At 61.9% G+C, this 25,456-nt stretch carries 24 protein-coding genes and 1 riboswitch; of the genes, 9 read left to right on the forward strand and 15 right to left on the reverse strand.

What is annotated here, in order from left to right:
* The first annotated feature begins 6 nt into the window (after positions 1 to 6).
* The gene (locus B9A97_RS13115) at positions 7 to 1,134 is read left to right on the forward strand and encodes a divergent polysaccharide deacetylase family protein (protein ID WP_084365947.1); all 1,128 of its coding nucleotides are present in this window, start codon (positions 7 to 9) and stop codon (positions 1,132 to 1,134) included.
* Between the two features lie 133 nt (positions 1,135 to 1,267).
* Positions 1,268 to 1,795, forward strand: a complete 528-nt coding sequence (locus B9A97_RS13120; protein ID WP_084365800.1) for an RNA pyrophosphohydrolase — start codon at positions 1,268 to 1,270, stop codon at positions 1,793 to 1,795.
* 51 nt (positions 1,796 to 1,846) lie between these two features.
* Here B9A97_RS13120 and bfr read toward each other — a convergent pair whose 3' ends face one another.
* The 5 genes from bfr to B9A97_RS30145 form a co-directional block, all read right to left on the reverse strand.
* Positions 1,847 to 2,332 (reverse strand): bacterioferritin, encoded by a 486-nt coding sequence (bfr, locus tag B9A97_RS13125; protein WP_084365801.1) that lies wholly within the window; start codon positions 2,330 to 2,332, stop codon positions 1,847 to 1,849.
* Positions 2,333 to 2,818: 486 nt separating this feature from the next.
* The gene (locus B9A97_RS13130) at positions 2,819 to 3,241 is read right to left on the reverse strand and encodes a BFD-like (2Fe-2S) protein (RefSeq protein ID WP_084365802.1); all 423 of its coding nucleotides are present in this window, start codon (positions 3,239 to 3,241) and stop codon (positions 2,819 to 2,821) included.
* 6 nt (positions 3,242 to 3,247) lie between these two features.
* Positions 3,248 to 6,586 carry an error-prone DNA polymerase gene (locus B9A97_RS13135; RefSeq protein WP_084365803.1) on the reverse strand — a complete coding sequence of 1,113 codons (3,339 nt, stop codon included), beginning with the start codon at positions 6,584 to 6,586 and terminating at the stop codon, positions 3,248 to 3,250.
* Complete coding sequence (locus B9A97_RS13140; protein ID WP_244564219.1) at positions 6,583 to 7,995, reverse strand: Y-family DNA polymerase; 1,413 nt, start codon at positions 7,993 to 7,995, stop codon at positions 6,583 to 6,585. Before B9A97_RS13140 ends, B9A97_RS13135 begins: the two co-directional genes overlap by 4 nt.
* A gap of 40 nt (positions 7,996 to 8,035) precedes the next feature.
* Positions 8,036 to 8,956, reverse strand: coding sequence for a hypothetical protein (locus tag B9A97_RS30145; RefSeq protein WP_244564214.1), 921 nt, complete (start codon positions 8,954 to 8,956; stop codon positions 8,036 to 8,038).
* A 158-nt stretch (positions 8,957 to 9,114) separates the two neighbouring features.
* Here B9A97_RS30145 and B9A97_RS13145 point away from each other — a divergent pair, with 158 nt between their 5' ends.
* A complete protein-coding gene (locus B9A97_RS13145; RefSeq protein ID WP_084365805.1) occupies positions 9,115 to 9,558 on the forward strand; it encodes a metallopeptidase family protein in 444 nt (147 codons plus the stop codon).
* Between the two features lie 6 nt (positions 9,559 to 9,564).
* On the opposite strand, the gene B9A97_RS13150 is transcribed toward B9A97_RS13145, so the two are convergent.
* The 3 genes from B9A97_RS13150 to B9A97_RS13160 form a co-directional block, all read right to left on the reverse strand.
* Complete coding sequence (locus B9A97_RS13150) at positions 9,565 to 9,993, reverse strand: GlcG/HbpS family heme-binding protein (protein ID WP_084365806.1); 429 nt, start codon at positions 9,991 to 9,993, stop codon at positions 9,565 to 9,567.
* Between the two features lie 122 nt (positions 9,994 to 10,115).
* Complete coding sequence (locus B9A97_RS13155) at positions 10,116 to 10,322, reverse strand: DUF1737 domain-containing protein (protein ID WP_084365807.1); 207 nt, start codon at positions 10,320 to 10,322, stop codon at positions 10,116 to 10,118.
* Positions 10,319 to 11,224, reverse strand: coding sequence for an HpcH/HpaI aldolase/citrate lyase family protein (locus B9A97_RS13160; protein ID WP_084365808.1), 906 nt, complete (start codon positions 11,222 to 11,224; stop codon positions 10,319 to 10,321). The genes B9A97_RS13155 and B9A97_RS13160 overlap by 4 nt, the downstream gene beginning before the upstream one ends.
* A gap of 142 nt (positions 11,225 to 11,366) precedes the next feature.
* Here B9A97_RS13160 and B9A97_RS30150 point away from each other — a divergent pair, with 142 nt between their 5' ends.
* From B9A97_RS30150 to B9A97_RS13185, 5 genes are all read left to right on the forward strand, one after another.
* Positions 11,367 to 11,603 carry a hypothetical protein gene (locus tag B9A97_RS30150; protein WP_244564215.1) on the forward strand — a complete coding sequence of 79 codons (237 nt, stop codon included), beginning with the start codon at positions 11,367 to 11,369 and terminating at the stop codon, positions 11,601 to 11,603.
* Between the two features lie 110 nt (positions 11,604 to 11,713).
* Positions 11,714 to 12,319: a 3-isopropylmalate dehydratase small subunit gene (gene leuD, locus B9A97_RS13170; RefSeq protein WP_084365809.1), complete on the forward strand. Its 606-nt coding sequence runs from the start codon at positions 11,714 to 11,716 to the stop codon at positions 12,317 to 12,319.
* A gap of 257 nt (positions 12,320 to 12,576) precedes the next feature.
* Positions 12,577 to 13,689 carry a 3-isopropylmalate dehydrogenase gene (gene leuB / locus B9A97_RS13175; protein WP_084365810.1) on the forward strand — a complete coding sequence of 371 codons (1,113 nt, stop codon included), beginning with the start codon at positions 12,577 to 12,579 and terminating at the stop codon, positions 13,687 to 13,689.
* 68 nt (positions 13,690 to 13,757) lie between these two features.
* Entirely contained in the window at positions 13,758 to 14,519 is a 762-nt protein-coding gene (lpxE, locus tag B9A97_RS13180) for a lipid A 1-phosphatase LpxE (protein ID WP_084365811.1), read from the forward strand.
* 278 nt (positions 14,520 to 14,797) lie between these two features.
* Positions 14,798 to 15,667, forward strand: coding sequence for an RNA polymerase factor sigma-32 (locus B9A97_RS13185; protein WP_084365812.1), 870 nt, complete (start codon positions 14,798 to 14,800; stop codon positions 15,665 to 15,667).
* 56 nt (positions 15,668 to 15,723) lie between these two features.
* Here the strand turns inward: B9A97_RS13185 and B9A97_RS29785 are convergent, their stop codons facing one another.
* The 6 genes from B9A97_RS29785 to B9A97_RS13215 form a co-directional block, all read right to left on the reverse strand.
* The gene (locus B9A97_RS29785; protein WP_084365813.1) at positions 15,724 to 16,077 is read right to left on the reverse strand and encodes a hypothetical protein; all 354 of its coding nucleotides are present in this window, start codon (positions 16,075 to 16,077) and stop codon (positions 15,724 to 15,726) included.
* Between the two features lie 223 nt (positions 16,078 to 16,300).
* Complete coding sequence (locus B9A97_RS13195; protein WP_244564220.1) at positions 16,301 to 17,773, reverse strand: M48 family metalloprotease; 1,473 nt, start codon at positions 17,771 to 17,773, stop codon at positions 16,301 to 16,303.
* Positions 17,774 to 18,055: 282 nt separating this feature from the next.
* Positions 18,056 to 18,778: a thiamine ABC transporter ATP-binding protein gene (locus tag B9A97_RS13200; protein WP_084365815.1), complete on the reverse strand. Its 723-nt coding sequence runs from the start codon at positions 18,776 to 18,778 to the stop codon at positions 18,056 to 18,058.
* Positions 18,768 to 20,393, reverse strand: a complete 1,626-nt coding sequence (gene thiP / locus B9A97_RS13205) for a thiamine/thiamine pyrophosphate ABC transporter permease (protein ID WP_084365816.1) — start codon at positions 20,391 to 20,393, stop codon at positions 18,768 to 18,770. Before thiP ends, B9A97_RS13200 begins: the two co-directional genes overlap by 11 nt.
* 5 nt (positions 20,394 to 20,398) lie before the next feature.
* Positions 20,399 to 21,421 (reverse strand): thiamine ABC transporter substrate binding subunit, encoded by a 1,023-nt coding sequence (gene thiB, locus B9A97_RS13210; RefSeq protein WP_084365817.1) that lies wholly within the window; start codon positions 21,419 to 21,421, stop codon positions 20,399 to 20,401.
* Positions 21,422 to 21,465: 44 nt separating this feature from the next.
* Positions 21,466 to 21,578: riboswitch (TPP riboswitch) on the reverse strand.
* A gap of 54 nt (positions 21,579 to 21,632) precedes the next feature.
* Positions 21,633 to 22,415 carry an ATP-grasp domain-containing protein gene (locus B9A97_RS13215; protein WP_084365818.1) on the reverse strand — a complete coding sequence of 261 codons (783 nt, stop codon included), beginning with the start codon at positions 22,413 to 22,415 and terminating at the stop codon, positions 21,633 to 21,635.
* 158 nt (positions 22,416 to 22,573) lie between these two features.
* Here B9A97_RS13215 and B9A97_RS13220 point away from each other — a divergent pair, with 158 nt between their 5' ends.
* Positions 22,574 to 24,337 carry an ABC transporter ATP-binding protein/permease gene (locus B9A97_RS13220; protein WP_084365819.1) on the forward strand — a complete coding sequence of 588 codons (1,764 nt, stop codon included), beginning with the start codon at positions 22,574 to 22,576 and terminating at the stop codon, positions 24,335 to 24,337.
* Between the two features lie 6 nt (positions 24,338 to 24,343).
* Here the strand turns inward: B9A97_RS13220 and B9A97_RS13225 are convergent, their stop codons facing one another.
* On the reverse strand, positions 24,344 to 25,336 hold the full coding sequence (locus B9A97_RS13225) for an MBL fold metallo-hydrolase (protein ID WP_084365820.1): 993 nt from the start codon (positions 25,334 to 25,336) through the stop codon (positions 24,344 to 24,346).
* Between the last annotated feature and the right edge of the window lie 120 nt (positions 25,337 to 25,456).

The following is a 25,456-nucleotide window of genomic DNA, read 5'->3' on the forward strand; positions in this document are numbered from 1 at the left end:
CCCAGGATGCGTCTGTCCAGCACGCGATCCGCAGGGGTTGTCGCAACCATCCTTGCGCTAGGATTGTCAGCCTATACCGCGGTCACACCGCTTCCCCTCAGCTATACCCCCGCGCCAGAGGCCGCTGATGCCAGTGCCTCAAACGGTGAAAGCGCTCTTCTCACCCAATCAGCGGCGCCTCGAGATGGCCTTGCGGCCGAACGTCCGCGCTCCGGCGCAAATGTGGAAACGACCCTGAACGCGGACGGTTCTGTGGTCACCAAATACAGCCCGCGTCCGCGCGATGGTGCCGGCCCGGTTCTGATCGACACGCCGCGTCTGGGCCAGGATCCGCGCCTCGCGGCCGTTCCCAATCCCGACCTGCTGGAAGACAGTGCCTATGGGCCGATCCCGGTGATCGCATCAGATGGATTGCGGCCAGTCGAGGAATATGCCCGGCCATGGTCTGGCGCGCGTGGCACACGGATAGCCATTGTGGTCGGCGGTTTGGGCCTCAGCCAGACCGGGACGCAGCGCGCCATCCGCCAGCTTCCCGATACCGTGACGCTCGCCTTTGCGGCCACGGGCAACAGCCTGCAGCGCTGGATGCAGGAAGCACGCCAGCAGGGCCATGAAATTCTGCTGCAAGTGCCGTTCGAGCCGTTTGATTATCCGGCGAATGATCCAGGCCGCGGCACGCTTTTGGTGGAGAACAGTCCGGGAGACAATCTCGACAATCTCCACCAGGCGATGGCGCGTATCACGAATTATACCGGCGTGATGAATTACATGGGCGGTCGCTTCCTATCTGATAGCGCGGCTTTCGAACCCGTGGTGCGCGACATCGCCGCCCGCGGCCTGCTCTTCCTGGATGACGGCTCTTCCGCCCGATCGCTGACCGGCAATTATGCCAAGGCCCTTGGTATGCCCCATGCCTTCGGTGACCTGCAATTGGATGCTCAGTTGCAGGAGCAGGCGATCCTGCAGAAACTCGACGAGTTGGAACGCATCGCACGCCGCAAGGGCAGCGCGATCGGCATCGCCTCGGCATTCGATGAAACCATCGCCGCCATCTCCAAATGGAGCGACGAGGCTGCGTCTCGCGGCGTGGAAATCGTCGGCGTCGCGTCGCTCGCCATGGATGAAGCGCCTTAGAGCCCGCGACGGACACACAACCTCGTCAGTCACGACCGGGTCCTTGGCGGGTCGCAAGCCCTGATGTATTGGAGGAGGCCGAATAGCCATCTTCTGGCGCCCCAGACGCCATTCCCATGATCAGGACCACGCCATGACCAGCCACCGTCCAAGCGATATCAAGGCCGAAGATCTCCCCTATCGCCCCTGTGTCGGCGTGATGGTGCTCAACCGTGACGGCCTGGTCTGGGCGGGTCGCCGGATCGCGATCGGCAATTCCGAATATGACGGCTCCCCGCAACTGTGGCAGATGCCCCAGGGCGGCATCGACCCAGGCGAGGATCCCCTGGCAGCGGCATACCGGGAACTCTACGAGGAAACCGGCATGAAAACAGTGAGCCTGTTGGCGGAAGCGTCCCGTTGGATCAATTACGACCTGCCGCCACATCTGATCGGCATCGGGCTGAAGGGCAAGTTTCGCGGGCAGACCCAGCGCTGGTTCGCATTTCGCTTCGAGGGGGACGAGAGCGAGATTGCCATCGATCCGCCTCCGGGTGGGCACGAGGCGGAATTTGATCAATGGGCATGGAAGCCGATGGAGGAGCTTCCCGGCCTGATCGTTGAATTCAAGCGGAAGGTCTATGAGGATGTGGTCGCCGAATTCCGCCACCTGATCGCCTGAGACACGATCATCGCCCTCCGCGCCTAGAATGCAGCGCGGAGGGCGGTTGGATTATTCCGCTTCGTCGGCGGATGCGGCGTTCAGCAGGCCGTAGCGTTCTTCGCCGAGCTTGCCGAGCAGTTCCAGCTGGGTTTCGAGGAAGTCGATATGGCCTTCCTCATCCGCCAGCAGTTCTTCGAAAAGCTTCATCGTCACATAGTCGCCAGCGGCGTGACAGATATCGCGGGACGCCTTGTAGGAGGTGCGGGCGTCATATTCGCCGGCGAGATCGGCTTCCAGCACTTCCTTCACGGTCTGGCCAATGCGCAGCGCGCCGACCTGCTGCAGGTTCGGGTGACCTTCCAGGAAGATGATGCGCGCAACGAGCTTGTCGGCATGCTGCATCTCCTCGATCGATTCGGCGCGCTCCTTCTTGGCGAGCTTGATATAGCCCCAGTCTTCGAGCAGGCGATAATGCAGCCAGTACTGGTTGACGGCACCGAGCTCCAGAAAAAGGGCCTCGTTCAGCCGTTCGATTACCTTGGGATCACCCTTCATGACGATTCGTCCTTTGCGCGTGTTTTTCTACGCGAGATAAAATCAGCTTTGCGCACGGATGTCTAGAAGTTTTAGAACGATTCCAAATTGTGTTTCATGGGAAACGGTACTGAACCATCCACCGAGTCACCGTTCAAGGGATGAGCTCGATCATGGATACGCCGCAGGTTTACCGGCGGTTTTTGCCTGTTAGGCGGATCCGGCCAACAGCAATAGCGATAGCGACCGTGCGCACGACCTGACAGCGCAAAAGTAAGGCGATGAGCTGCGGCAGTCATCGACATTTGGCCGGAAGACCGGACTTTGCTTGAGCCCTGGTATGCTCGACTTTCGCTTTTTCGCTACTGAGGCGCCGAAAGTGTGTTTAGCTGGAATTGGTTTTGGAACAGCAGCGGTCTGCGCATACTTCAACGCCAGCACTGCATCAGCCATCAGTGCAAGATGGAATGACGAAGTTCGGGAAGAACGAAAGCCAGATGCGAATTGTCAGGCCGTCTTTGCCATTCTCTGACGACGTTCCTGGATGGCGGCCCGCTGCTCTTCGTGAAAACGACGCAGGCGCTCCATGAAGTCAACGACCTTCTCGTCTTCGGAACGGCGATTGGCGTGATAGGCTTCCGTGGTCTGGATGATCAGGTCAACAACCGTCGGGAAGCAGCCGCAGCAACGGCCACGCTTGGCCATGGCATGATAGACCTTGGCAGGCACGATCAGCTGCCAACAGTCCTCGTCAAGGAGCTCATTGATCGTCGAGACGATCTCCTTGTCGGTGATGTAGTTGCAGCTGCAGACCAGCATCGCGGCATTCATCCATCTAACATGATAGTTTATGTCGTCTTTTTTGCTAAAGAAGACATGGATTGTCAAGATACCAATAGGGCGTTGGCAGTCGGGCCACCCGAGATTCATGCCTCTTCAATGAAAATTGCGTCCTTTCGGCATCACATCATGGACCGTGGCCGCCTCGGACGCATTGCGCCCTACCGGAACGACACGGCGTCGGCGTTCGCCCTCGTCTCGCCTGATGTCTCTGACGGGTCGCCGCACCTCGTCTGCCGGGGCCAGATGGGAGAATTGCGGCACGTCGCGCACCAGTTCGGCAAGCGATGGAGTGAGGTCATCAAGCCTCTCGGCAACCACATGGATGACACCATTGACTTTCTGTAGCTTGCCGAAGACCTGCACCAGCCGGGCACCCATCACAACCGGCCGGTATTTCTGGAATATCCCGTTCCAGACGATGATGTTGGCGACACCGGTTTCATCCTCAAGCGTCATGAAAATCACGCCCTTCGCCGATCCTGGCCGCTGGCGGACCAGAACCAGTCCGGCGACGGAGACGCGGCGACCATTGTTCGTGGTTTCAAGCTCAGCGCTGCTGAGGATGCGACGGCGTCGGAAATTCTCCCGCAGGAAGGAAACCGGATGCGCCTTCAACGAGAGCGACAGGGTCCTGTAATCCTCGATGACCTCCTCCCCCTGGGGCATGAGCGGCAAGGCGATGCTCTCTTCCTGTTGCAAGCCATCAAGGTCGTTGGCGGCAAACAGCGGCAAGGTCTCGGCCGCGGCCGCTCGGTCAAGCGCCTGGGCCAGCCATAGGGCTTCCCGACGCCGCACGCCGATCGAGGAAAAGGCATCGGCTTCCGCCAGTTTTTCGATGACCGAACGTGAAAGCCCCGTTCGAAGCCATAGATCCCGAACGGACAGATAGCCGGCACCGCGACGCTCGACCACGAGCGTCATCTCCTCCTCGCTCAAACCCTTGACCTGGCGAAATCCGAGCCGGACCGCCTTGTCGGTTCGGATCACGCCGCGCATGCTGGCATGCCGGATCGCAATCCGGTCACGATCGAAATCCCCATCCTCCAGCAGGTTGTCCCAACCCGAATGGTTGATATCGACAGGGCGGACATCCACCCCATGTTCTCGCGCATCGCGCACAAGCTGGGCCGGCGGATAAAAACCCATGGGCTGCGAATTGAGCAAGGCCACGAGGAACACATCAGGATACCGGGCCTTGAACCAGCAGGAGACATAGACCAGCAGGGCGAACGAGGCGGCATGGCTTTCCGGAAAGCCATATTCGCCAAACCCCTCGATCTGGCTGAAGCAGCGCTCCGCAAAATCCGCATCATAGCCGTTTTGCACCATGCCGCTGATAAAACGGGCCTTGAATTCCGTCACCTGACCTGTGCGCCGGAATGTTGCCATGGACCGGCGCAGACGGTCGGCCTCCGCTGGCGAAAAGTCGGCTCCGGTAATCGCGATCTGCATGGCCTGTTCCTGGAACAGGGGAACCCCCAGTGTTCGCTCGAGCACGGATTTGAGCGCCTCGCTCGGATAGTCGATCTCCCGGCCGGCGCGCTTGTCCTCCCGACGCTTGAGATAGGGATGCACCATATTGCCCTGGATCGGCCCAGGCCGCACAATCGCAACCTCGATGACGAGATCGTAGAATTCACGCGGACGAAGCCTGGGCAGCATGCTCATCTGCGCCCGGCTCTCGATCTGGAACACGCCGATCGTATCGGCACGACAGATCATGTCATAAACTTCAGGTTCCGGCTCGTCGAGCAAACCGGCCAACGTCTTCTCGATTCCGTAATGGCGGTGCAGCAGCGCAAGCGCCTTGGCGAGGCAGGTGAGCATGCCAAGCGCCAGCACGTCGATCTTGAGGATCTTGACGTCATCCAGATCGTCCTTGTTCCACTCGATCATGTAGCGGCCATCCGCCGTGTTCATGATCGGAACCACCTCGTCAAGGCGATCGCGGGTGATGACAAAACCGCCGACATGCTGCGACAGATGCCGCGGGAAATCCTGCAGCATGCTGGAATAGCTCATGACACGTCGCGTGGTCGGATCCTTGAGATCGAGCCCGGCCGCCCTCGCCTGCTCCTCGTCGAATGTCTTGGTCCACCAGCCCCAGATGGAGCCGGAGATCGCCGACTGCACATCCTCCGAAAGCCCGAAGGCCTTCGACACCTCCCGTCCAGCCGACCGCGCGCGATAGCTGATCACGGTCGCCGTCAACGCCGCATGCTCCTTGCCATAGGCATCGTAGATAAAGCGGATGACCTCATCGCGCCGGTTATGCTCGAAATCCACGTCGATGTCGGGCGGCTCATCCCGTTCCGTTGAAATGAAGCGGTCGAACAGCAGCTTGAACTTCTGCGGATTGACCTCCGTGATGCCAAGGCAGAAGCAGACCGCGGAATTGGCGGCCGATCCGCGCCCCTGGCAAAGAATGTGCTGGCTGCGCGCATAATTGATGATGCGATGGACCGTGAGAAAATAGGCCTCGTATTTCTTCTCGGCGATCAAGGTCAGCTCATATTCCAGGAGCTCAATGACGTCTGGCGGTATATTCCCCTTGAAGCGGTGCATGGCGCCCTCATAAGCCAGTCGCCGCAGCGCGCTACTGGCCGGCTCGCCATCAATCGTCTCATCAGGATATTGATGGCCCAGCTCCCGAATCGAGAACTTTAGCCGGCGAAAGAAATTCTTCGTCGCGCCGACCGCCTCGGGATAGTCCTTCAGCAGGCGCGCCATCTCGGCAGGCGCCTTCAGATGCCGCTCGGCATTGGGCGCCAGACGCAAGCCTGCCTCCGCGACCGTAACATGCTCGCGGATCGCGGTGACCACATTGGCCAGCGGCAGCCGCTCCGGCCGATGATAGAAGGGATCGTTGCTGGCAATCAGCGGCAGGCCGAGGCGACGGGACATGGCCGCGATTTCCGCATGGGCAAGACGGTCGAGACCGTCATGGCGCGGCACCAGAAGGAGATAAAGCCTTTCGCTAAAACAGGCCTTCAGCCTGCCGGCGCGCTCCTCGAAATCGGTGACCTCAGGGGAATTGCGGAAAGCCGGTGGCACCACCGCGGCCATCATGTCCTCGGACCATTCCACGATATCGGCCTCGTAAAGGGTGCAGATGCCCTTTTGCGAGCGCAGATTTCCAGCGCTCAGCAACCGGCACAGATGCCCCCAGCCCCGCCGGTTCATCGGATAGACCAGCAGATCAGGCGTCCCGTCGGCAAAGACCAGCCGCGCACCGGGCTGGAAACGCAAACCCGCCGCTTCCGCCTGCATATGCATGCGCACTACGCCTGCCACCGTGTTTCGGTCGGCAAGCCCGATGCCGGAAAGGCCGATCTGCTGGGCAGCCTCCACAAGTTCGGCAGGACTGGAGGCGCCCTCCAAAAAGGAGAAGTTGCTCCGCGTGCCGATCTCGAAGAACAGAGGCTCACTCACGCGAATATCCCCTGCATGTACCACTGCGGCGACACTGTTCCACGCTCGTAAAGCCCTTGCCGGTAGAGCCAGAACCGGCGGCCGGTCAAATCCTCGATGCGGAAGTAATCCCGCGGCAAGGCATCCTCTCCATCAAGCCACCATTCGGCGGTGAGCCGCTCGGGCCCTTCTGCCCGGGCAACCCGATGATGGGTGCGCCGCCAGCGGAAGCTGGCGGGCGGACCATCGGGAACCTCGGCGGTGACATCGACGAGTTCGGGATAGCTGAACAGCCGGATCGGTCTCGGACCGCGCATCGGTGGAAGAGCCTCTGGCGGCGGCTCCGGCAGGCCATCGAGCAAAGGCACCAGGATGGAAGCTCTGTCGGGCCAATGGCTCGGAGCAGCCAGGGGTGTGCGCAGACATTGCGCACCGAGCCGAGCCGCCGCCTGGTCGAAGAACACCGCCAGCCGCTCCTGTTTTCCATCGCCGCCCTCCAGGTGCCCTTGGCTCTCGCGCAAGATCTCTCCACGCAGCACGTTGAGACGCGCCAGCTCGAAGCCATAGCCGGCATCGATATCGTCCTGCAGCACCCGCAGCCTCTCGGTGAACAGGGAGCGGATCCGGCGGGCGGCGCGCAAGGGAGAGGCCGTTCCCACCTCGATGCGAAACACCCGTCCATCGACCCGAAACAGCAGCAATTCGAACAACCGCCCGCCTTCCCCTCTCGCTTCAAGGCCTCCGACCAGCCCTTCCGCCAGATGACCCGTCAGTTCAAGGATTTCCTCTTCTTCACGGATCGGCTCGACGAGCTGCCGCTCGACCGAAATCACCGCCAGCGGTCGGCGCGGCGAAATCGCCTCGCCTTCGCGTCCGAGCGCCTGGTCAAGCCGCAGGAGGAGGTCGCCGCCGAAACGACGGGCAAGCGGTGCGCGCGGAGCGGCGATGATGTCCCCGATCCGTTTCAGCCCCACCCGTTTCAGCAAGGCCACGGTTTCCGCCGCAATGCGCAACGCCTGCACGGGCAAGGGAGACAGAAGCGCCTCAGCCTCCTCGTCGGCCACGACAAGTCCGCCACCGGTGAAGCGGGCCGCCGCCCAGGAAAGACCCGGATTGGAGGAAATGGCCCCCTTCACCTTCAGCCCCAGGCCGGAAAGCCGCTCCACCACCTGGCGGAGCATGGCGTCCTCCCCGCCAAAGAGATGGGCGCAGCCCGATATGTCGAGCATCAGCCCGTCCTCGCCATCGATCGCGACAAGCGGCGTATAGCGGTCGCACCAATCGGCCAGCGCTTCGAGAAACCGGAAATCGGCGGCGGGATCGGCCGGCACCACGTCGAGGCCGGGATGCATGGCGCGCGCCTCCGCCACCCCCTGGCCCTTCTTCAGGCCGACGGCACTGGCCACCTCGTCCAGCGCTGAAAGCCGCATGGCATTGCTGGAAAGCGCGGCACAGACAACAGGCGGATGATCAGGACGCCCGCTCGAACGCCAGGACATGCCCCAGCGCTTGCGCGCCAGCCGATCGGTCGCCAGCCGCGGGAAGTAGAGCGCCAGGATGCGGCGGTCTCCCAGGGAAAGGCTGGGCTGCAACAGAGGCAAGGACGGGTGAGAGGCGACGCTCATGGGGGTTCCACTCCAGGAAAAATTCGCAAGAGGCCGGAAATCGGCTCTTCTCGCTGAGGACACGAAAGACGGGATTGCCGATGCTGCCGCCAAGCATCGACCCGTCGGTGAGGCGCCGCGCCGCCGCCGGCGCGGGTTCCACCTTCAGACGAAGCGAGGCACTGGAGGCCTCTTCCTCGCCTGCATGGCGAATGAGCAGGAGCAGGCCATCCGTAGCCCGTGTCTTGAGGCCCAGGCGACGGCTCTCCGTCAGGCCGAACTTGCGGGGATTGCCGTGGATCTCGAGCAGGATGGTGGTGAAGGCCCTGGAGGCAAGCGCGGCATCGGCCAGCCACAGGGCATCTTCCAGGCGCCTCGGCAGCGCGTGGATGAACTGCTGCGGCCTGAAGCCGAAATCGCCAAGTCCAGGCGCATAAGGCAGTCCCGCCTCGCGCGCGACCTGGGGATCACCGATAACAAGATGGCGACCCTCTGACACAGCCGGCCTCGACAAGGCCAGTGCCAGGGCAAAGCCGCTTGCCGCCCCCGCCTCGCCGAGCCGCGTGCTGCGGATCTCGGTCATGGCACCGGGCTGCAACGCCTCCTGCAGGAGCGCCTCTGCGTCTAGCCTTTCAGGCCCTGGCGCCGCAGCGTCGGCCGTCGCGCTCTCCAGCCTTTCCTGGTCCTCCGCCGCCATGCGCGCGGCATGGACGGACTTCCCCTCGATACGGGCAATCGCCTGTCTCAAGGCAAAAATCTCCTGCCGCGGCATGGCATGTCCGGCCATCGCGTTCACTCCTGTCGATATGTTCTCTATATGTTCTTATGGATTCCAGAGCCCGAAGAAAGAGTCAACCACGATTTCTATGAAAATATTCCTCACCCGGATTCCCACTCGAAAAGCCTGGTCAAAATCTCTATATGATGAAGGAAAAAGGAGCTCCCATGGCCCGTATCGACCAGACCGAAGATTGGCGCGAAAGACACGCGCCGACGATCAGCACATTCGAATCGCTGGCAATCGAGGCTTATGGTCACCTGCCGGAGGAATTCCGTGCGCTCACGGGCAACCTGATCATCGAGATCGTGGATTTTCCCACCGACGAGGTTTTCGAGGACATGGCGCTCGAGACGCCGTTCGACCTGCTGGGCCTGTTCGAAGGCCGCGGCATCTCAGAGCGCTTCACCATGGAAACCGGGGAGATGCCCAACCGCATCACCCTCTATCGCCGTCCGATCCTCGATTATTGGGCTGAAAACGAGGAGACGCTGGGCGACATCATCACCCATGTGCTGATCCACGAAATCGGCCATCACTTCGGCCTGTCGGACGACGACATGGAGCGGATCGAAGAAAGCGCCGAGGATGCGGCCTCGGCGGAGCGTTGAGACCTATTACGCCTTGAGGCTTTCGATGAAGTGATCGATGCCCGCCTGGGCGCAGTCGAGATCCTGCATCGGCGTGCCGGAACTGATGCCGATGCCGCCGACAACATCGCCGTCGACCACGACCGGCAGCCCGCCGCCGACCACCATCAACCGCCCGCCGATGGCCGAGTGAATGCCGAAGGTCGGCTTGCCCGGCTGGCTGGCCTCGCCATATTCATGGGTGGCCTTGCGCGCACCGGCCGCCGTGAAGGCCTTGTCGATGGCGATGGTGATGCTGGTCACCTTGCCGCCATCCATGCGCTCAAACGCAATCAGGTGCCCGCTTTCGTCCGTAATGGCGATGCACATCGGCACACCGATGGCCTGCGCCTTCCGCCGCGCGCCCTCAATCAACACCCGCGCATCGGCCTGATCCAGCCGCTTGATGGTGAGCATTCTCGATCCTTCCCTTGAATTGCAACGATGCGCGCAATGTCGATCAAGGGGCGGCAAAGACAAGGATCACGGCTGGAGAAACACTTGTTCCAAACAGCCGTCCAGTACGGGACAGGATTACATCACTGCTCGCCGAGCTTCATGGAGGGGTCGTAATCCTTGCCATGCACTGTTTTCACGACCGCTTGGCCGCAATGCATCTGGTTGGTGGCCGCATTGAAGGAAAGACTCGGCGAGCCATGCAGTTCCCATCCCTTGTTCAGCGCGTCGGTGACGCGGTGACAAAAGGCGGAATCATCGGGCCCGGTGAGGAAACGGTAGACTTTCATGGTTGATCTTTCCTGTTTTGGTCAGCGAGCGACGCCTTGGCCATCAGCCGCTCGGCCTGTTCGAGATGCAGCCGCTCGATCATGCGGCCATTGACATTGATGACGTTGAGATCCGAAGCCCCAGGCGCCGAAAAGGCCGATATCACCATGCGCGCCTCGGCAATCGCCTCGTCTGAAAATCCGAACTGCCGGTTGGCGCCCTCGATCTGGGCGGGATGGATCAACATCTTGCCGTCAAAACCCATGGCGCGGCCCTGGCCGCATTCCGCCTCGAAGGCCGTCAGATCCTTGAAGTCGTTCGAAACACTGTCGATCACATCAAGCCCGAAGGCGCGGGCAGCCAGCACCACCTGCATCAGCCAGGGCACGAGATAGGTTCGCCCCGGCTCCGCCGGCACGCCCGTGTCCTTGCGCAGGTCGTTGAGGCCCACCACGAAACAATCGAGCCGCGCACCGGCGGTCCGGCCATATTCGGCGATTGCCGCTGCGTTGAGGATAGCCTTGGGCGTCTCGATCATCGCCCAGATCCGAAGCGTCTCGGCCGCGTCGGCCTCATCCAGCATCTCGCCCGCCAACTGCACATCATGCGGCGTATTGACCTTGGGGATGAGCACGGCATCCGGCCAGCAGGAAAGCACCAATGCCATATCCTCGTGAGCTTCAGCCGTCTGCAGCCCGTTGATCCTGATGATCCGCTCGCGGGAGCCGAAATTCTCCGTCGCAAACAAACGCCTGAGATTGTCGCGGGCCTCTGCCTTGCGTTCCGGAGCAACCGAATCTTCCAGATCGAAGATGATGGCATCGCAGGCCAGCGAAGAGGCTTTTTCGAGCGCGCGCTGATTGATCGCCGGCACGCTGAGCACGGATCGGCGCAACCGTGCGGGATGGCTGAAACCGGTCATGGATCCTGATGACGTGGCTGATGAAATCATTGTGATCCCTTTTGCCAAGCTTTGCCGCGCGAAGCAAGCAAACAGGCGGTCGCGGACCCTTGCAATCTCGATGGGACATGCCCAATTCTGTGCAAAGAAAGGAACTTCGACCATGAACAATCTTCGTTCCCTCGGGCTTGCAGTCGCCGGTGTCGCAATCATCGCATCTGCTGCGGTCTTCACCCTGTCGCTGACCGTACTGCTCGGCGGCCTCCTCACCATCTCGCTTCTGACGCGCATGGTCACCGGACGGCTGAAGGGAAACATGGTCCATGCCCGTGCGCCCAAAGCCAGCCAGCAGGACATGCGCATCTGGAACGACGGTCGCGGAACGATCATCGATCTGTGACAGCCACCTGCCGACGTCGCGAGCCTCGGCAGCCAAGATTCCACTTCTTTTTTGCCCTGTTTTCCTCTATGGGCAGGATCATCAAGACGTAAAATCGAAGGCAGGACCTGATGGACAAGTTCACCAAGCTTACCGGCGTCGCCGCTCCGCTTCCGGTCGTCAATATCGACACCGACATGATCATCCCCAAGGATTATCTGAAGACGATCAAGCGCACCGGTCTGGGATCCGGCCTGTTCGCCGAAGCCCGCTTCCACCAGGATGGAACGGAAAACCCTGACTTCGTGCTGAACAAGCCGGCCTATCGCAATGCCAAGATCCTCGTGGCCGGCGACAATTTCGGCTGCGGCTCCTCGCGCGAGCATGCGCCCTGGGCGCTTCTGGACTTCGGCATCCGCTGCGTGATTTCCACGTCCTTCGCCGATATCTTCTACAACAACTGTTTCAAGAACGGCATCCTGCCGATCATCGTCAGCCCCGAAGATCTGGACAAGTTGATGGACGATGCCGGCCGTGGCTCCAACGCCGTGCTGACGGTCGACCTGGAAGAGCAGAAGATCACCGGCCCCGATGGCGGCACGATCAGCTTCGAGATCGACGCATTCAAGCGCCACTGCCTGTTGAACGGCCTCGATGACATCGGCCTGACGCTCGAAAAAGCCACGTCGATCGCTTCCTTCGAAAAGACCAACGCCGTTTCGCGTCCCTGGGCGTAAAAAAACGCGTATCCGGCCGCTTGTCGTTGTACGCCCCGGGTTTTGAATTATCTCCGGACACGATCATTCGATTCGTGTCCGGTATGATGCGCGATGGACTTCGAAGGCCGGATATGAGCGCCTACGTCCAACACGTCTCTCGCCAGCGGCAATCGAACGCCTTCATGCCGTACCAATCTGTCTCTTGCCGTCCTTGAAATACCCCGGCTTGCCCGATAAAACGCGGCAACTCTTTCATAAGCTAGGGAGGCTTCTCCATGACAGTTCGCAATCTTTTCCTTCTGCCCGGTGACGGCATCGGCCCCGAGGCCATGGCGGAAGTCCGCAAGATCATCACCTATATGAACGAGGCGATGGGCTCGGGCTTCAAGACCGAGGAAGGCCTGGTGGGCGGATGCGCCTACGACGCCCATGGAGCGGCGATTTCGGAAGACGACATGGCGAAGGCCGTTGCCGCCGATGCCGTGCTGTTCGGCGCCGTGGGCGGCCCGAAGTGGGACGATGTCCCCTATGAAGTCCGCCCCGAAGCCGGCCTGCTGCGCCTGCGCAAGGATCTGGAGCTCTTCGCCAACCTGCGTCCTGCCATCTGCTACCCGGCGCTTGCCAATGCCTCTTCGCTGAAGCCGGAACTCGTCGAAGGCCTCGATATCCTCATCATCCGCGAGCTGACCGGTGGCGTCTATTTCGGCGAGCCGAAGACCATCACCGATCTCGGCAACGGCCAGAAGCGCGCCGTCGATACCCAGGTCTACGACACCTACGAGATCGAGCGCATCGCCTCGGTCGCCTTTGAAATGGCCCGCACCCGGCAGAACCGCGTCTGCTCCATGGAAAAGCGCAACGTCATGAAGTCGGGCGTGCTCTGGAACCAGGTCGTCACCGCGACCCACAAGGAAAAATATTCCGACGTGAAGCTTGAGCACATGCTGGCCGATGCCGGCGGCATGCAGCTGGTGCGCGCGCCCAAGCAGTTCGACGTCATCGTCACGGACAACCTGTTCGGCGACATGCTGTCGGACGTCGCCGCCATGCTGACCGGTTCGCTCGGCATGTTGCCGTCCGCCTCGCTCGGCGCGCCGGATGCCAAGACGGGCAAGCGCAAGGCCCTGTATGAGCCGGTGCATGGTTCGGCCCCCGACATCGCCGGCAAGGGCATTGCCAACCCGATCGCCATGATCGCCTCTTTCGCCATGTGCCTTCGCTACTCCTTCAACATGGTCAAGGAAGCCGACAACCTGGAAAAGGCCATCGCCAACGTGCTCGAAAAGGGCATTCGCACCGGCGATATCATGGCAGACGGCTGCCGCCAGGTCGGTACGGTCGAGATGGGCGATACCATTCTCTCAGAGTTCAAGGCGCTCTCGGCCTGATCTCACCGGGAGGCCCGACCACGGGCCTCCCATCCTCTCACGGACAGGCTGAGTGAGACGTGAAGCCGATGAAAGCACATGTCGCATGGCTGAAAGCGCGCCGCGATCGCAATCGCAGCACGCCACCGGCCATTCGCTGGAAATCCTTTCTGTTCGCCATGGCGACGCTCGTGCCGCTTGCCATGCTGGTGCTGGACGCTCCCTTGGGCGCCGGGGCGGCGCAAATCGCGCCGTTTGCCCGCACGCTCGGCGAAAGGATCACCGATTTCGGCAAGTCGGACTGGATCCTGCTCGTCTCCGTCCTGCTGTTCTTCCAGGCGCTCGCCGCATCCCGCATCCTTGCCACGCCGCGCGCCCGGGTGCATGCCTGGTTCGTCAGCCATGCCGCCTTCTTCCTGTTCACCACGATTGCCCTTTCGGGCCTCTCGGTCAACCTGATGAAGCGCATCATCGGCCGCGCCCGGCCGGTCTATTATGAGGAATGGGGCATATTCGGCTTCTCGCCCTTTTCCGGCTCCCGCTTCGAGAGCTTCCCTTCAGGCCATGCGACGACGGTCGGCGCGCTGTTCATGACGCTGGCGCTTCTGATGCCCCGTCACCGATTGCTCTTCCTCATCCTCGCCATCTGGTTTTCCATGACCCGCGTCATGGTCTCGGCCCATTATCCAAGCGATATCATTGCCGGCACCGTCTATGGCGCCTGGTTCACCCTGATGATGGCCATCGTCTTCTCCCGCTACCGGATCCTCTTCAAGATCGCGCCGGATGGCTCTCCAATTCCCCGCCAGCCGCTCCTGGTATCGGGATCACGGACCTTGGCGAAATCCTGACCGCGCCCTAGATAACCTCCTATCGAACTCATCACGCACGCCTCGCACCGCTTCACAAGCGCGTGATCGGGTCCTCGTGTCTCCATCTTGTCATTGCCGGCATGGAACAATCGGCGGAGATTGCTGTTGTAATCTCCGAATTGGGCTGACGCTTTCTGCCCTTATCTGGTCGTTGCGTTCCTTTTCGTGTCGGAAAACGCTCCCTGTGATCCGGCTGCCATGTTTGGGCGTAGACTTCCTTAGTCCGCGAATGCCGTTTTCGCTTCATGGAGACCCCGATGAAAACCATGTCTGCAGATCGCCAGTTGATTCGCTTCGCAATGGCAGCCCCCTATCTCGACCGCGACAAGGAACATGACCTGGCGGTGCGATGGAAAGACTCGCAAGATCAGGACGCGCGCAATCAGATTGCCCACGCGCATATGCGTCTCGTCATCGCCATGGCATCGAAATTCCGCGGCTTCGGCCTCCCCCTGGCCGACCTGATCCAGGAAGGCTATATCGGCCTGCTCGAGGCCGCCGCCCGCTTCGAACCCGCCCGCGAAGTTCGCTTCTCCACTTATGCCGGCTGGTGGATCCGGGCTTCGATGCAGGATTATATCCTGCGCAACTGGTCGATCGTTCGCGGCGGCACCAGTTCCTCCCAGAAGGCGCTGTTCTTCAACCTGCGCCGTCTTCGCGCCAAGCTGGCCCAGGGCGATCAGCGCCTGACCGACCAGGCCATCCACCAGGAAATCGCTTCCGCGCTCGGTGTCAGTCTGGCCGACGTGCAGACCATGGATGCCCGGCTCGCCGGCAACGACGCCTCGCTCCAGGCGCCCGCCTTCAACGGCAATGGCAATGGCGGCGAGGGCGAAAAGCTCGACATGCTGGTGAGCGATGCCCCGCAGCCGGATGAGCTGGTGACCGGTATCATCGATGGCGAACGCCGCCTGAAATGGCTGAATTCCGCCATGGGCCGCCTCAATCCGCGCGAAAGCCGCATCATCAAGGCCCGCCGCCTCAGCGAAAACGGCGCGACACTGGAAGAACTCGGCACGGAACTCGGAATCTCCAAGGAACGCGTCCGCCAGATCGAGAGCCGCGCCATGGAGAAGCTGAAGGAAGCACTGACCCAGTGCGACCCGATGATCGGCGAAATGGCCTGAATCCTCGGGTCATATACAGTTGCGGACTATCTGGCGCCGGCAAGCTTTAGCCGCGATCATTCACACACGTTCGTGCTTTGGAGACTGATGTCGTAAACAACCGGTGCGTCGTCCATAAGTTTGACTTTCCATGTCGCCCACCAGTCAATACGACACCAGAAGTTCTCGTAAGCGGTTGCACCCTGTTGCCCCGGCTCGTAGCTCCATGCAGGGCTGTAGCCAAGCTGGCGTAACATATCATAGAACGACCCAGGATCCTTGCCTTCGAAGGCTACTGGATTGAATTCATATCGCGATCTCGATGAACCCGTTGCATCCGTTGGCCTCCAAAAGCTTATGTCTATCGCCGCAAGCAGGAGAACGCCGGCTGCTGTCCAGACCAGAACCAGTTGAAGAGTGAGAGCCCGCATGCATCGCCTCTTTCTGAGAATATAGTCCACGGGAGCAATTCAGACGAACTTGCCCGGCGAGTTCCCCCTAAGGACCCAAAGCATATCTCGCGAAAGGGTGCAGCGGTTTTGCGAGATATGCGCAACCAAATGATTGGGCAGGGCACTTGCATACGAAACAATTCGACCTGCTGTAGCAGTTCTGGCGTCTCGAACAGAACGGAACGCTGCAGCGCCGACGCTTTCACTCCGAGATGATCTTGACCCTGCTGCCGGGCGCCAGCGTTGACGTCGCCGTCAGTGCATTGATCAGCTTGAACAGTTCCAGCTTGCGCTCTGTGCCCATCATCCGCGCGGCAAGCGAGCCGATGGTCTCACCGGCTTTCACCGTCACCACGCGCACGCGCAGCGGCTTCAATGAAGCGGCTTCCGCGGGGCTGATCTGGCGGAAACTGGTGCGCAGTTTCTCCGCCGTCGGTTCCAATGCCGGGCTGCCCTTCGGCACCGCCGTCAGGAAGCGGAAGATTTGGCCACCGATGCGAATGACGGTAATGTCGAAATCCCAGCGCTCTGCCGAGGCCTTCGCCGTGGCCGCTTCAAGCCCGTTCACCGTGATCGGCCGGATGGTTTCCGGCAGAAGCCCCGTCACCCAGCCGCTGGAGATGTAATTCGTCAGGCTGCGCTTGTCGCTGTCGGCCACGCCGTCGAACCGGATGGCGATATCGCCAGGGCCGGTCGCCAGCACGGCTTCCACCTTGTTGTCGATCTGGAACCCGTCGGGCACTTCAAAGCGAATGCCGAGGCTGCCATGTAGGAAGGTCTGCCCCCGCACATAGCCTTCCTGCGGGCTGTCGCCATAAAGCAACCCGTCGATGCCGTTCAGGAAATACTCGCGACCGGTTTCCCCGTGGGTGCCCGGCGGACCAAAGGCGCGGGCATGGCGACGCGCCAGTTCCACGCGCTGCGGCGCATTGGGGTGGCTGGACAGGAAGTCGAGGCTCTGGTCCGCTTCCGGATCAACCGAGCTGTAATGGGCATAAGCCGCCATGGATTCCAGGAAGCGCGCAGCGGCATAGGGATCATAACCCGCCTCGCCCAGCGTGCGCACGCCGATCACGTCGGCCTGCAATTCCTGCTGGCGCGAAAAGGCAGCGAGCCTTAGCTTGCCGCGGGCCAGCGCCTGCTTGCCTGCGAGGTCGCTGGACAACACCTCGGCGACGACCCGGCTGGCGATCACTTCCGCCTCCTCGCGCCGCTGCCGCTCGATGCCGTGATTGGCCGTCACATGCGCCATCTCGTGGGACAAGACGGCCGCGACCTCCGAGGCGTCATTGGCCAGCGCCAGCAGGCCGCGGGTCACATAGAGATAGCCGCCCGGCAGCGCAAAGGCATTGATTGCAGGCGAATTCAGGATGGTGATTCGATAGGACTGGTTCGGATTTTCCGAAACCGCCGTTAGCGCGCCGGCAATGCGGGCCACCAGCCGCTCGGTCTTGGCATCCTTGTATTCGCCCCCATAGCTCGCAACGATGCGCGGATGCTCCCGCGCGCCCATCTGCGCCCTGGGATCGCTCTTCTGCACTTCGTCGACGATCTGCGGATTGCTGGAGGGGCCGACATTGGCTTCGTAGCCCGGATCCAGAATCGACTGGCACCCCGACAGAACCAGGCTGGCACCGACAAGGCTCGCCATCGCACGCAGATGCACGCGCGACATCGGCCTCGCCCCCTGTCTGGTGTTCTTGGCTGCCATAGCGTTCATGCTGCCTGTCAATGTTCCCAATGCCCGCCGCTGCATCCCGCCATCACGACGCCGACCGCGTCGCCGAACCCTGCCCATGATTTGCTTATATAACAAGACGTCGAAGAATGAAAAAAGCGCATCGCTCAGGGGCTTGTCGTTGTTACAGAAAGTCTTGAAAGAGAATATGAAAGCATGGTTTCGCCCGCCTTCGCACCGGCGGACGACCAAAATAAGGCGCTCCAGGTAAAAAAGTCTTTACCTTTTTAAAAAACGGTTCAGTGCGGAATTGCCCTGGAAATCGGCAAGCTTTCCAACGGATCCCGCAACTGCGATACGGCCATTGTCCACGAACAGCAGATCATCCGCCAGGCTCTCGACCTCATCGGGATCGTGGCTGACCAAGACGACGGTATTTCCGGTTTCCCGGTGCAGTTCCATCAACAGCGCCGCCATGTCGCCCCGCAGGCCCGGATCAAGCGCGGCAAAGGGCTCATCCAGCAGCAACACAGGCTTGTTGCGGACGAGCGCCCGGGCAAAGGCCGCCCTCTGGCGTTCACCGCCGGAGAGCGTGCCGGGCTTGCGCCGCTCGAAGCCGGAAAGCCCGACCCGCGCCAGGGCCGCTGAAACTCTTGCCCGGTCCTCCTGCGACAGCTTCAGCGCCGGATGGATGCCAAGCCCGATATTGGTGAAGAGATCGAGATGGGCAAACAGGTTGTTGTCCTGGAACACCAGGGAAACCGGTCGCTCCGCCGGGTGCAGCGAGGAAACGTCCTTGCCGGCGATCAGCACCCGCCCGCGCAACGGTCGTTCGAAACCGGCGATGAGATTAAGAAGCGTCGATTTCCCTGACCCTGAAGGGCCGGCAATCGCTGTCACGGCGCCGGAGCGGATCGCGCAATCGAAATGAAAATCCTGGGTGCCGAGCCTCAGCTCGACCCCATCCAGCACAACGGCGCTTGCATTGGGATCAGGCGCCATCTTGATATCTCCGCGCCGGTATGCGCCCGGTGCCAAACAGGGTCAGCGCCAGGCAGGTCAGGCCCAGCAACAGCGCCAGCCCGTCTGCGTCGTCACTGCGATAATTGCCAAGCCGGCTATAGATCAGCCAGGGCAGCGTCGTCAGGTTTTCCGTGCCGAACAAGGCGGCGGCTCCGAGATCGCCAAGCGAAAGCGCCATGGCAAAGGACAGGGCCATCAGCACGGGCCATTTCAGCACCGGCCAATCCACCAGCCGCAGCTTTGCCAGGCCTGTCAGCCCGAGGCTGGCCGCAAGCCGCGCCGTCTGCGCCCGGTGGTCGGCAAAGGCCGGGACCAGCACGCGCATGACGAAGGGCAGCGCCATCAGCATGTTGATGCCGGCCACAATGACAGGTGCGAAGCGGCCCACCTCGCCCAGCGGACGCAGCAGCAGAAACCAGCCCGTCGCCAGCACCATCGCCGGCACCAGCAGCACGAGCGACGAGGAGGCCGATAGCAGCGCCTGAAAGATCACCACAAACATCCCGCCCCCCGCCCCGGTCAGCGCCGCCTGGGCCCTGATCATCGCAATCGCCACCGTCACGGCCATCAGGCCTGCCGCCAGCGCAATAACAAGGCTGGTCGCCGTCGCCTTCAGGAAAGCCGGTTCTCCCACCAGACCCAACAGATCAGCGCGCAGCCCCGCAATCACGATCGCCGCCAGCGGCAGCGCCAGAAACAGCCCTCCCAGCAGCAGCATGGCCGCATCGATGAGCCGCACGGCAGTCGCCTGCCCATCCATTCGTCGCACCGGCCGGCCAGCTGTCTGGGCCGCAGTCTCCGGTGCCGGAAACATGGCCATCGCCAAAAGCAATGCCGCCGTCACTGCGATCTGCAGCAGCGCCAGCGTGATGGCCCGTGGCGGATCAAAATCGAATCTGAGCGCCTGGTAGATCGCCACCTCGATCGTTGTCGCCGCCGGGCCGCCGCCCAGCACCAGCACCAGGGTGAAGCTGGTGGCGCAGAGCATGAAGATCAGGCTTGCCACGCCCGGCAGCAATTGCCGGATCACCGGCCATTCCACGAAACGAAACTGAGACCGGGGCGTCATGCCGAGCCCCGCCGACACAAGCCAGTATTCGTCGGGAATGCGCTCCAGCCCGGCCAGAAACAGACGCGCGGCGAGCGGCAGGTTGAAAAACACATGGGCTAGCAGGATGCCCTGGAGGCCATAGATGCTGAAGCGCGACATGCCCATCGCCGCAAGCAGGTCGTTGATCACCCCGTTGCGTCCCCAGACGCCGATCAGCCCCAGCGCCCCGATGAGGACCGGCAGGCCCATCGGCACGGCCATCAGCCGCAAGGCCCAGGACCGCCCGGGAAATCGCGGCTGTCGCGCCAGCGCCCGGGCCAGCGGAATGGCGAGCAGCACCGAGAGAACGGTCGAAAGCCCCGCCTGCAGCATGGTGAATTTTAGCACCGACAGCACGACGGGATCGGCGACCACCTGCCTGACAGAACTGCCGCCGCCGAGCGCCAGAAGCGCTGCGACCGAGACGCCGATGAACAGGCCGATGCCGGCAAGCGCGATCACGCCGCCGGCAAGACCCTGAAACCTCTGGCGCTCGGTCAGCATGCCGCTCAGTTCAGCGTCATGGCCTTAAGCCACTCGTCGATCCAGGCTTTGCGATTGGCCGCAACCTCCTCAGGCGACATCAGGAATGTCTTTTCCGGCGCCACCAGCTTGCCGAAGGCCTCCGGCAACGGTTCTGAGGTGGCAGCTGCCGGCATCATCCAGTTGTTGGTCGGGATCGTGTCCTGGAATGCGGGGCTGATCATGAAGGCGAGGAAATCCTTGGCCAGGTCCTTCTGGGGCGCATTCTTGGTCAGGCCCGCCACCTCGATCTGGATGTAATGGCCCTCGGAAAAGCTTGCCGCCTGGTAGCGCTCGGTATTCTCGGCCACCATGTGATAGGCGGGCGAGGTGGTGTAGGAAAACACCATCGGCGCTTCCCCCTTGGTGAAGAGACCATAGGCCTCCGACCAGCCCGGCGTCACGGTCAGCACCCGGTCCTTCAGCTTTGCCCAGGCCGCCGGCGCCTCGTCGCCATAGACCGCCCGCATCCAGAGTAGCAGGCCAAGGCCCGGCGTGGACGTCCGCGGATCCTGAATCGCGATCTTCTGCGAGGGATCGCCCTCCACCAGCTCCTTCAGGCTTTTCGGTGGGGTCTTGATCGTCTCGGTGTCGTAGATCACGGCAAAATGGCCGTAATCATAGGGAATGAAGGTATCGTCGCTATAGCCGCCGGGCACTTTCACCGCCGATGCGTCGATGCCGTGGGCCTCGAACAGGCCGGTCGCCTTGGCCTCGGCGACGAGATTGGTATCGAGCCCCAGCACCACATCGGCCTTGGTGGTTTCTCCCTCGAGCTTCAGCCGGGTCAGCAGCGCCACGCCATCGGCCACGCCGACGAAGTCCACCGTGCAGCCGCAGGTCTTTTCGAAAGCTTCCTTCACCTTCGGCCCTGGCCCCCATTCGGAAACGAAGCTCTCATAGGTATAGACCGTCAGCACCTTGTCCGCAGCCGATGCGGCCCCGGCAGCAAGTGCAAGGACTGACGCGGCAAGGCCGCGGATCAGGAATTTGGAATAGCAGGCAGGCATGATCACCCCTCCATCAATTGCAACAATACGGGAAAAGGGCGTCGTCTCGACACGCGTCTAATCCCTCCGCCGGTCTTAACCGGATCAGGTTCCGCGGGTTGGCTTTCAAAAGCCTCTCAGCCCCCGGCATCACGCAGGAGCACCCCGTTAGAGCAGATGGAGACATATAGCGGGCGTGTGCGGGTTGCAAGAGGCACGCCGGCGGCAGACGTCAGCGCCTGAGCGGCATCCCATCGATGGCCGCGGCAAGCTTGACGAGATCGGCCGCATAGAATCCGGCGGCGTTGATCCCGTTCGTTTCGAGAATCCTGAGGCCATCCTGCGTCCGGCAGACATCGAGCACATAGGCACGGGAATAGTCCGGATTGAGCGCAACCATCCGCCGTGCGAAGTCCAGCGCGTCCTCATCGATGTCGGGGCGATAGACCACGCGCGTGCCCTCCTTGTAGAGCGACCAGGTGATCACGTCTCCATCAACGATCCAGCAACGCCATTCCTTCAGGATCTTGACCGGCGGCGCCAGCATCAGCAGGGTGTCGTGGGCAAGCGATCCGCGCGGTATCTCGTCTTCCGCAAGCGACAACACGCTGCGGGCAATCGAGACCAGTTCCGCCCCGGTCATGACGGTGCCGGCAATCTCCTTGCTGTCCTCGATGGGGCGAATGAAATGGAGCGTCTCGTCTGCTTCCATGTCAGCGGCCTCCCTCACCGAAAGTGTCCTGACATCGCCGTTCAGCAGGAATGGCCTCCAGGCCTCCTGCGACAGGAAGGGCTCGATCTTGAACACGCCGGGGCGCCAGCCCATGGCCTCGGCAGCCCGCCATAGGGAATAGGAGCCGAACAGCACGACCGCATCGGGGTCGGCGACCTCGGGAGCTGGCTGCAGTTCGCCGATGAAGGGCACCACCTTGTGCCAGCTATAGGCGATGCCAAGCCGGTCGAGCGCCACCGCCAGCTTTGCCGTATCCTCGAATTCCTGCAGGATCCACTGCATGTCCGTCCCTCGCAGCTCTCCGTGAGCGTGTATTGGCTCATCGCATAGTGGGTCAGAATTGCAAGGCTCTGCTTTTCGAGGGGCCTTCCAGCTTCATCCTCTGGCAATGTGCTGCCGCCATGCTATGCCAGCGACAGAATGGACACGACCGGGCACTCATGACGACGACAGATCAGGACAAGGCGCCGGCAGGTGGCAGCGACAACCAGCCGGAAATCTCGTTTCGCCGGCAGCTTTCCATCGCCTGGCATTCCTTCTGGGCAACTGCGGTCAGAAACCGCGTTCTGGGGCTGGCGGCAGCGCTTCTGTCGGTCATCCTCATGTCCACCTATGGCCAGGTGCTGCTCAACCGCTGGAACGTGCCGTTCTACAACGCGCTGGAGCGTCGGGATCTTGATGAGTTCATCCGCCAGCTCGGCGTCTTCGCCATGATCGCCGGCGCGCTGCTGGTCATCAACGTGGTCCAGACCTGGCTGAGCCAGATGACCGCGCTCTACATGCGCGAGGGCCTGTCACGCGACGTGATCGACCAGTGGCTGACCGATCGCCGCGCCTACCGCCTGTCGGTATCGAGCCCTCTAGGCGTCAATCCGGACCAGCGCCTGCACGAGGACGCCCGCAAGCTGGCCGAGATGACCACCTCGCTTTCCATCGGGCTGGTGCAGTCAACCATCCTGCTCGCCAGCTTCATTGGCGTCTTGTGGCAGATCTCGAGCGATTTCACCCTGGAGATCGCCGGCCATGCCATCTCCATTCCCGGCTATATGGTCTGGGGGGCGCTCCTCTATGCAGGTCTCGCCTCGCTGCTCAGCCAGGCCGTGGGCTGGCCGCTGACCCGGCTCAATGCGGACCGCTACGCGCGTGAGGCAGATCTTCGTTTCTCGCTGATGCGGGCCAATGAAAACCTCGAGGCCATTGCCCTTGCCAGCGGCGAGGCCACCGAACGCCGCCATATCCACGAGGATCTGGATCAGGTGCTCGCCAAGATCCGCCAGCTGGCCGGCGCGCTCACCAATCTTACCTGGGTCACCGCCGGCTTTGGCTGGCTGGCACTGATCGTGCCGACCCTGATCGCCTCGCCCGCCTATTTCGCCGGCACGGTCACCTTTGGTGGCTTGATGATGGCGGCTGCCGCCTTTACCCAGGTCTATGCGGCGCTGCGCTGGTACATGGACAATTTCGGGGCCATCGCCGACTGGAAGGCGACGCTCTTGCGTGTCACCGTGTTCAAGGCCGCACTATCAGACATGGAGGATCGACGCCCCGATGGCGCCGATATCGTGCTGCAACCCAGCGACCAGGGCAGATTTGCCTTCAAGGATGTGGTGATCTGCTCAAGACCTCAGGGTGGCGTCTGCGAATCGCTGTTTCGCATCGCCGAGAAGGACCCCGAGGTGAAGCACGGCGAACGCGTGATGTTTAATGGCGATCCGGGCGTGAACCGCAAGCTGCTGTTTAATGCCATGGCCGGCCTTTGGCCCTTCGGCAGCGGCACCATCACCGTTCCGGCCGATGGTGACGTGCTCTACCTGCCCCAGCTTGAATACCTGCCGGAGGGCAAGCTGCGCAGTATCCTTGCCTATCCCGTGGCGTCAGCCGGCTTTACCGATGAGCAACTGGCCTCGGCATTGACCAGCGTCGGCCTGGAACGACTGGTGGTGTCGCTGGATCAGCGCGCCCGCTGGGATCGCATGCTGGACCGCGACGAGCAGATGGCGCTGGCCTTTGCCAGCATCCTGCTGCGCCGCCCGCGCGCCATTGTCTTCAATGACGTGCTGGAAGGTCTGGAGCCGGAAACGGTTGCCCGGCTTGCCGCGCTGATGGCGGAGCTCCAGGATATCACGCTGATCTATATCGGCCGATCGGAAGCCTATCTCCAGACGCTCCAGCCCCGCCTGCTGCACCTGGAGCGGGTCAGCTAGACTGTGTCACGGAACGTCGAAGACCTCGCCCGGCAACAACGGACGAAACCGGTCATGAGCCACCCCATGCCGGTCGAGCGCGGCGCGCAGATGCGTCACCGGCTGGTCGATCGGTTCATCGGTCAGCTGGAAGGTGCCGAAATGATGGCCCGCGACATGGGTAGCACCTGAGAGCAGCATGCCCTGCACCGCCTCGTCGGGATTCTGGTGCTGGCCCTTCATGAACCAGCGTGGCTCATAGGCGCCGAAGGGCAGGATCGCTAGCCGGAACGCACCGTATTTTGCTGCCGCAGCCCGGTAGTTTATCCCGTCGTGAAAGCCTGTATCGCCGACATGATAGATCAGGCCCGCCGGTGTCTCGATGACAAAGGCCGCCCACAGCGCCATGCGCCTGTCCGAGCTGCCCCGAGCCGACCAATGATGGCTGGGTTCGGCGGTGATCCTGACGCTCTCGGACACCTCGGTGCTCTCGCCCCAGTCGAGCGTCTTGATCCCGGCCCCTGGCGCAACCGGACGGATGATCGTGTCATTGCCAAGCGGCGTGATGATTGCGGGCGAATGGCTCTGGTGCAGCCGCTTCAGCGTCGCGACGTCCAAATGGTCGTAGTGATTGTGGGACACCAGCACGAGATCAATCGGCGGCAGGTCCTCGAAGGCGATCCCGGGTTTGACGACCCGCTTCGGTCCGACGAACGAAAAAGGGCTGACCCGCTCGGACCAGACCGGATCCGTGAGGATATTTAGCCCGGCGACCTGGATCAGCATGGTGGCATGCCCAACCATCGTCACCCGGAGCTGGCCGTCCTCGACCCGCGGCTCGGGTTTATGGCCGGCAAACGGGCTTTCGACGGCTTTCGGCCATTTGGAACGCTGCCCATTGAACTGCCAGCGCAGAAGATCGCGAAAGCTTCCCGGCTCCACCCCGCCGGGATTATAGAACCGGACCCCGTCGAAGTGATCGGACTGAGGCCCGCTGTAATAGGGATTTCGCGCTGCCATGCCTCACCTCGCTCTTTGCTGGTCGTCAATATGGGGGCACACACCGCCTTGATCCAGTGGCGCCGAACCGAGCCGCCTTGCATCCAACGTTTCCGCTCCATGACAAAAGGCGCCCGTCTT

Origin of the sequence: Rhizobium sp. RU36D (genome assembly GCF_900176345.1) — a bacterium.
GTDB lineage: Bacteria > Pseudomonadota > Alphaproteobacteria > Rhizobiales > Rhizobiaceae > Allorhizobium.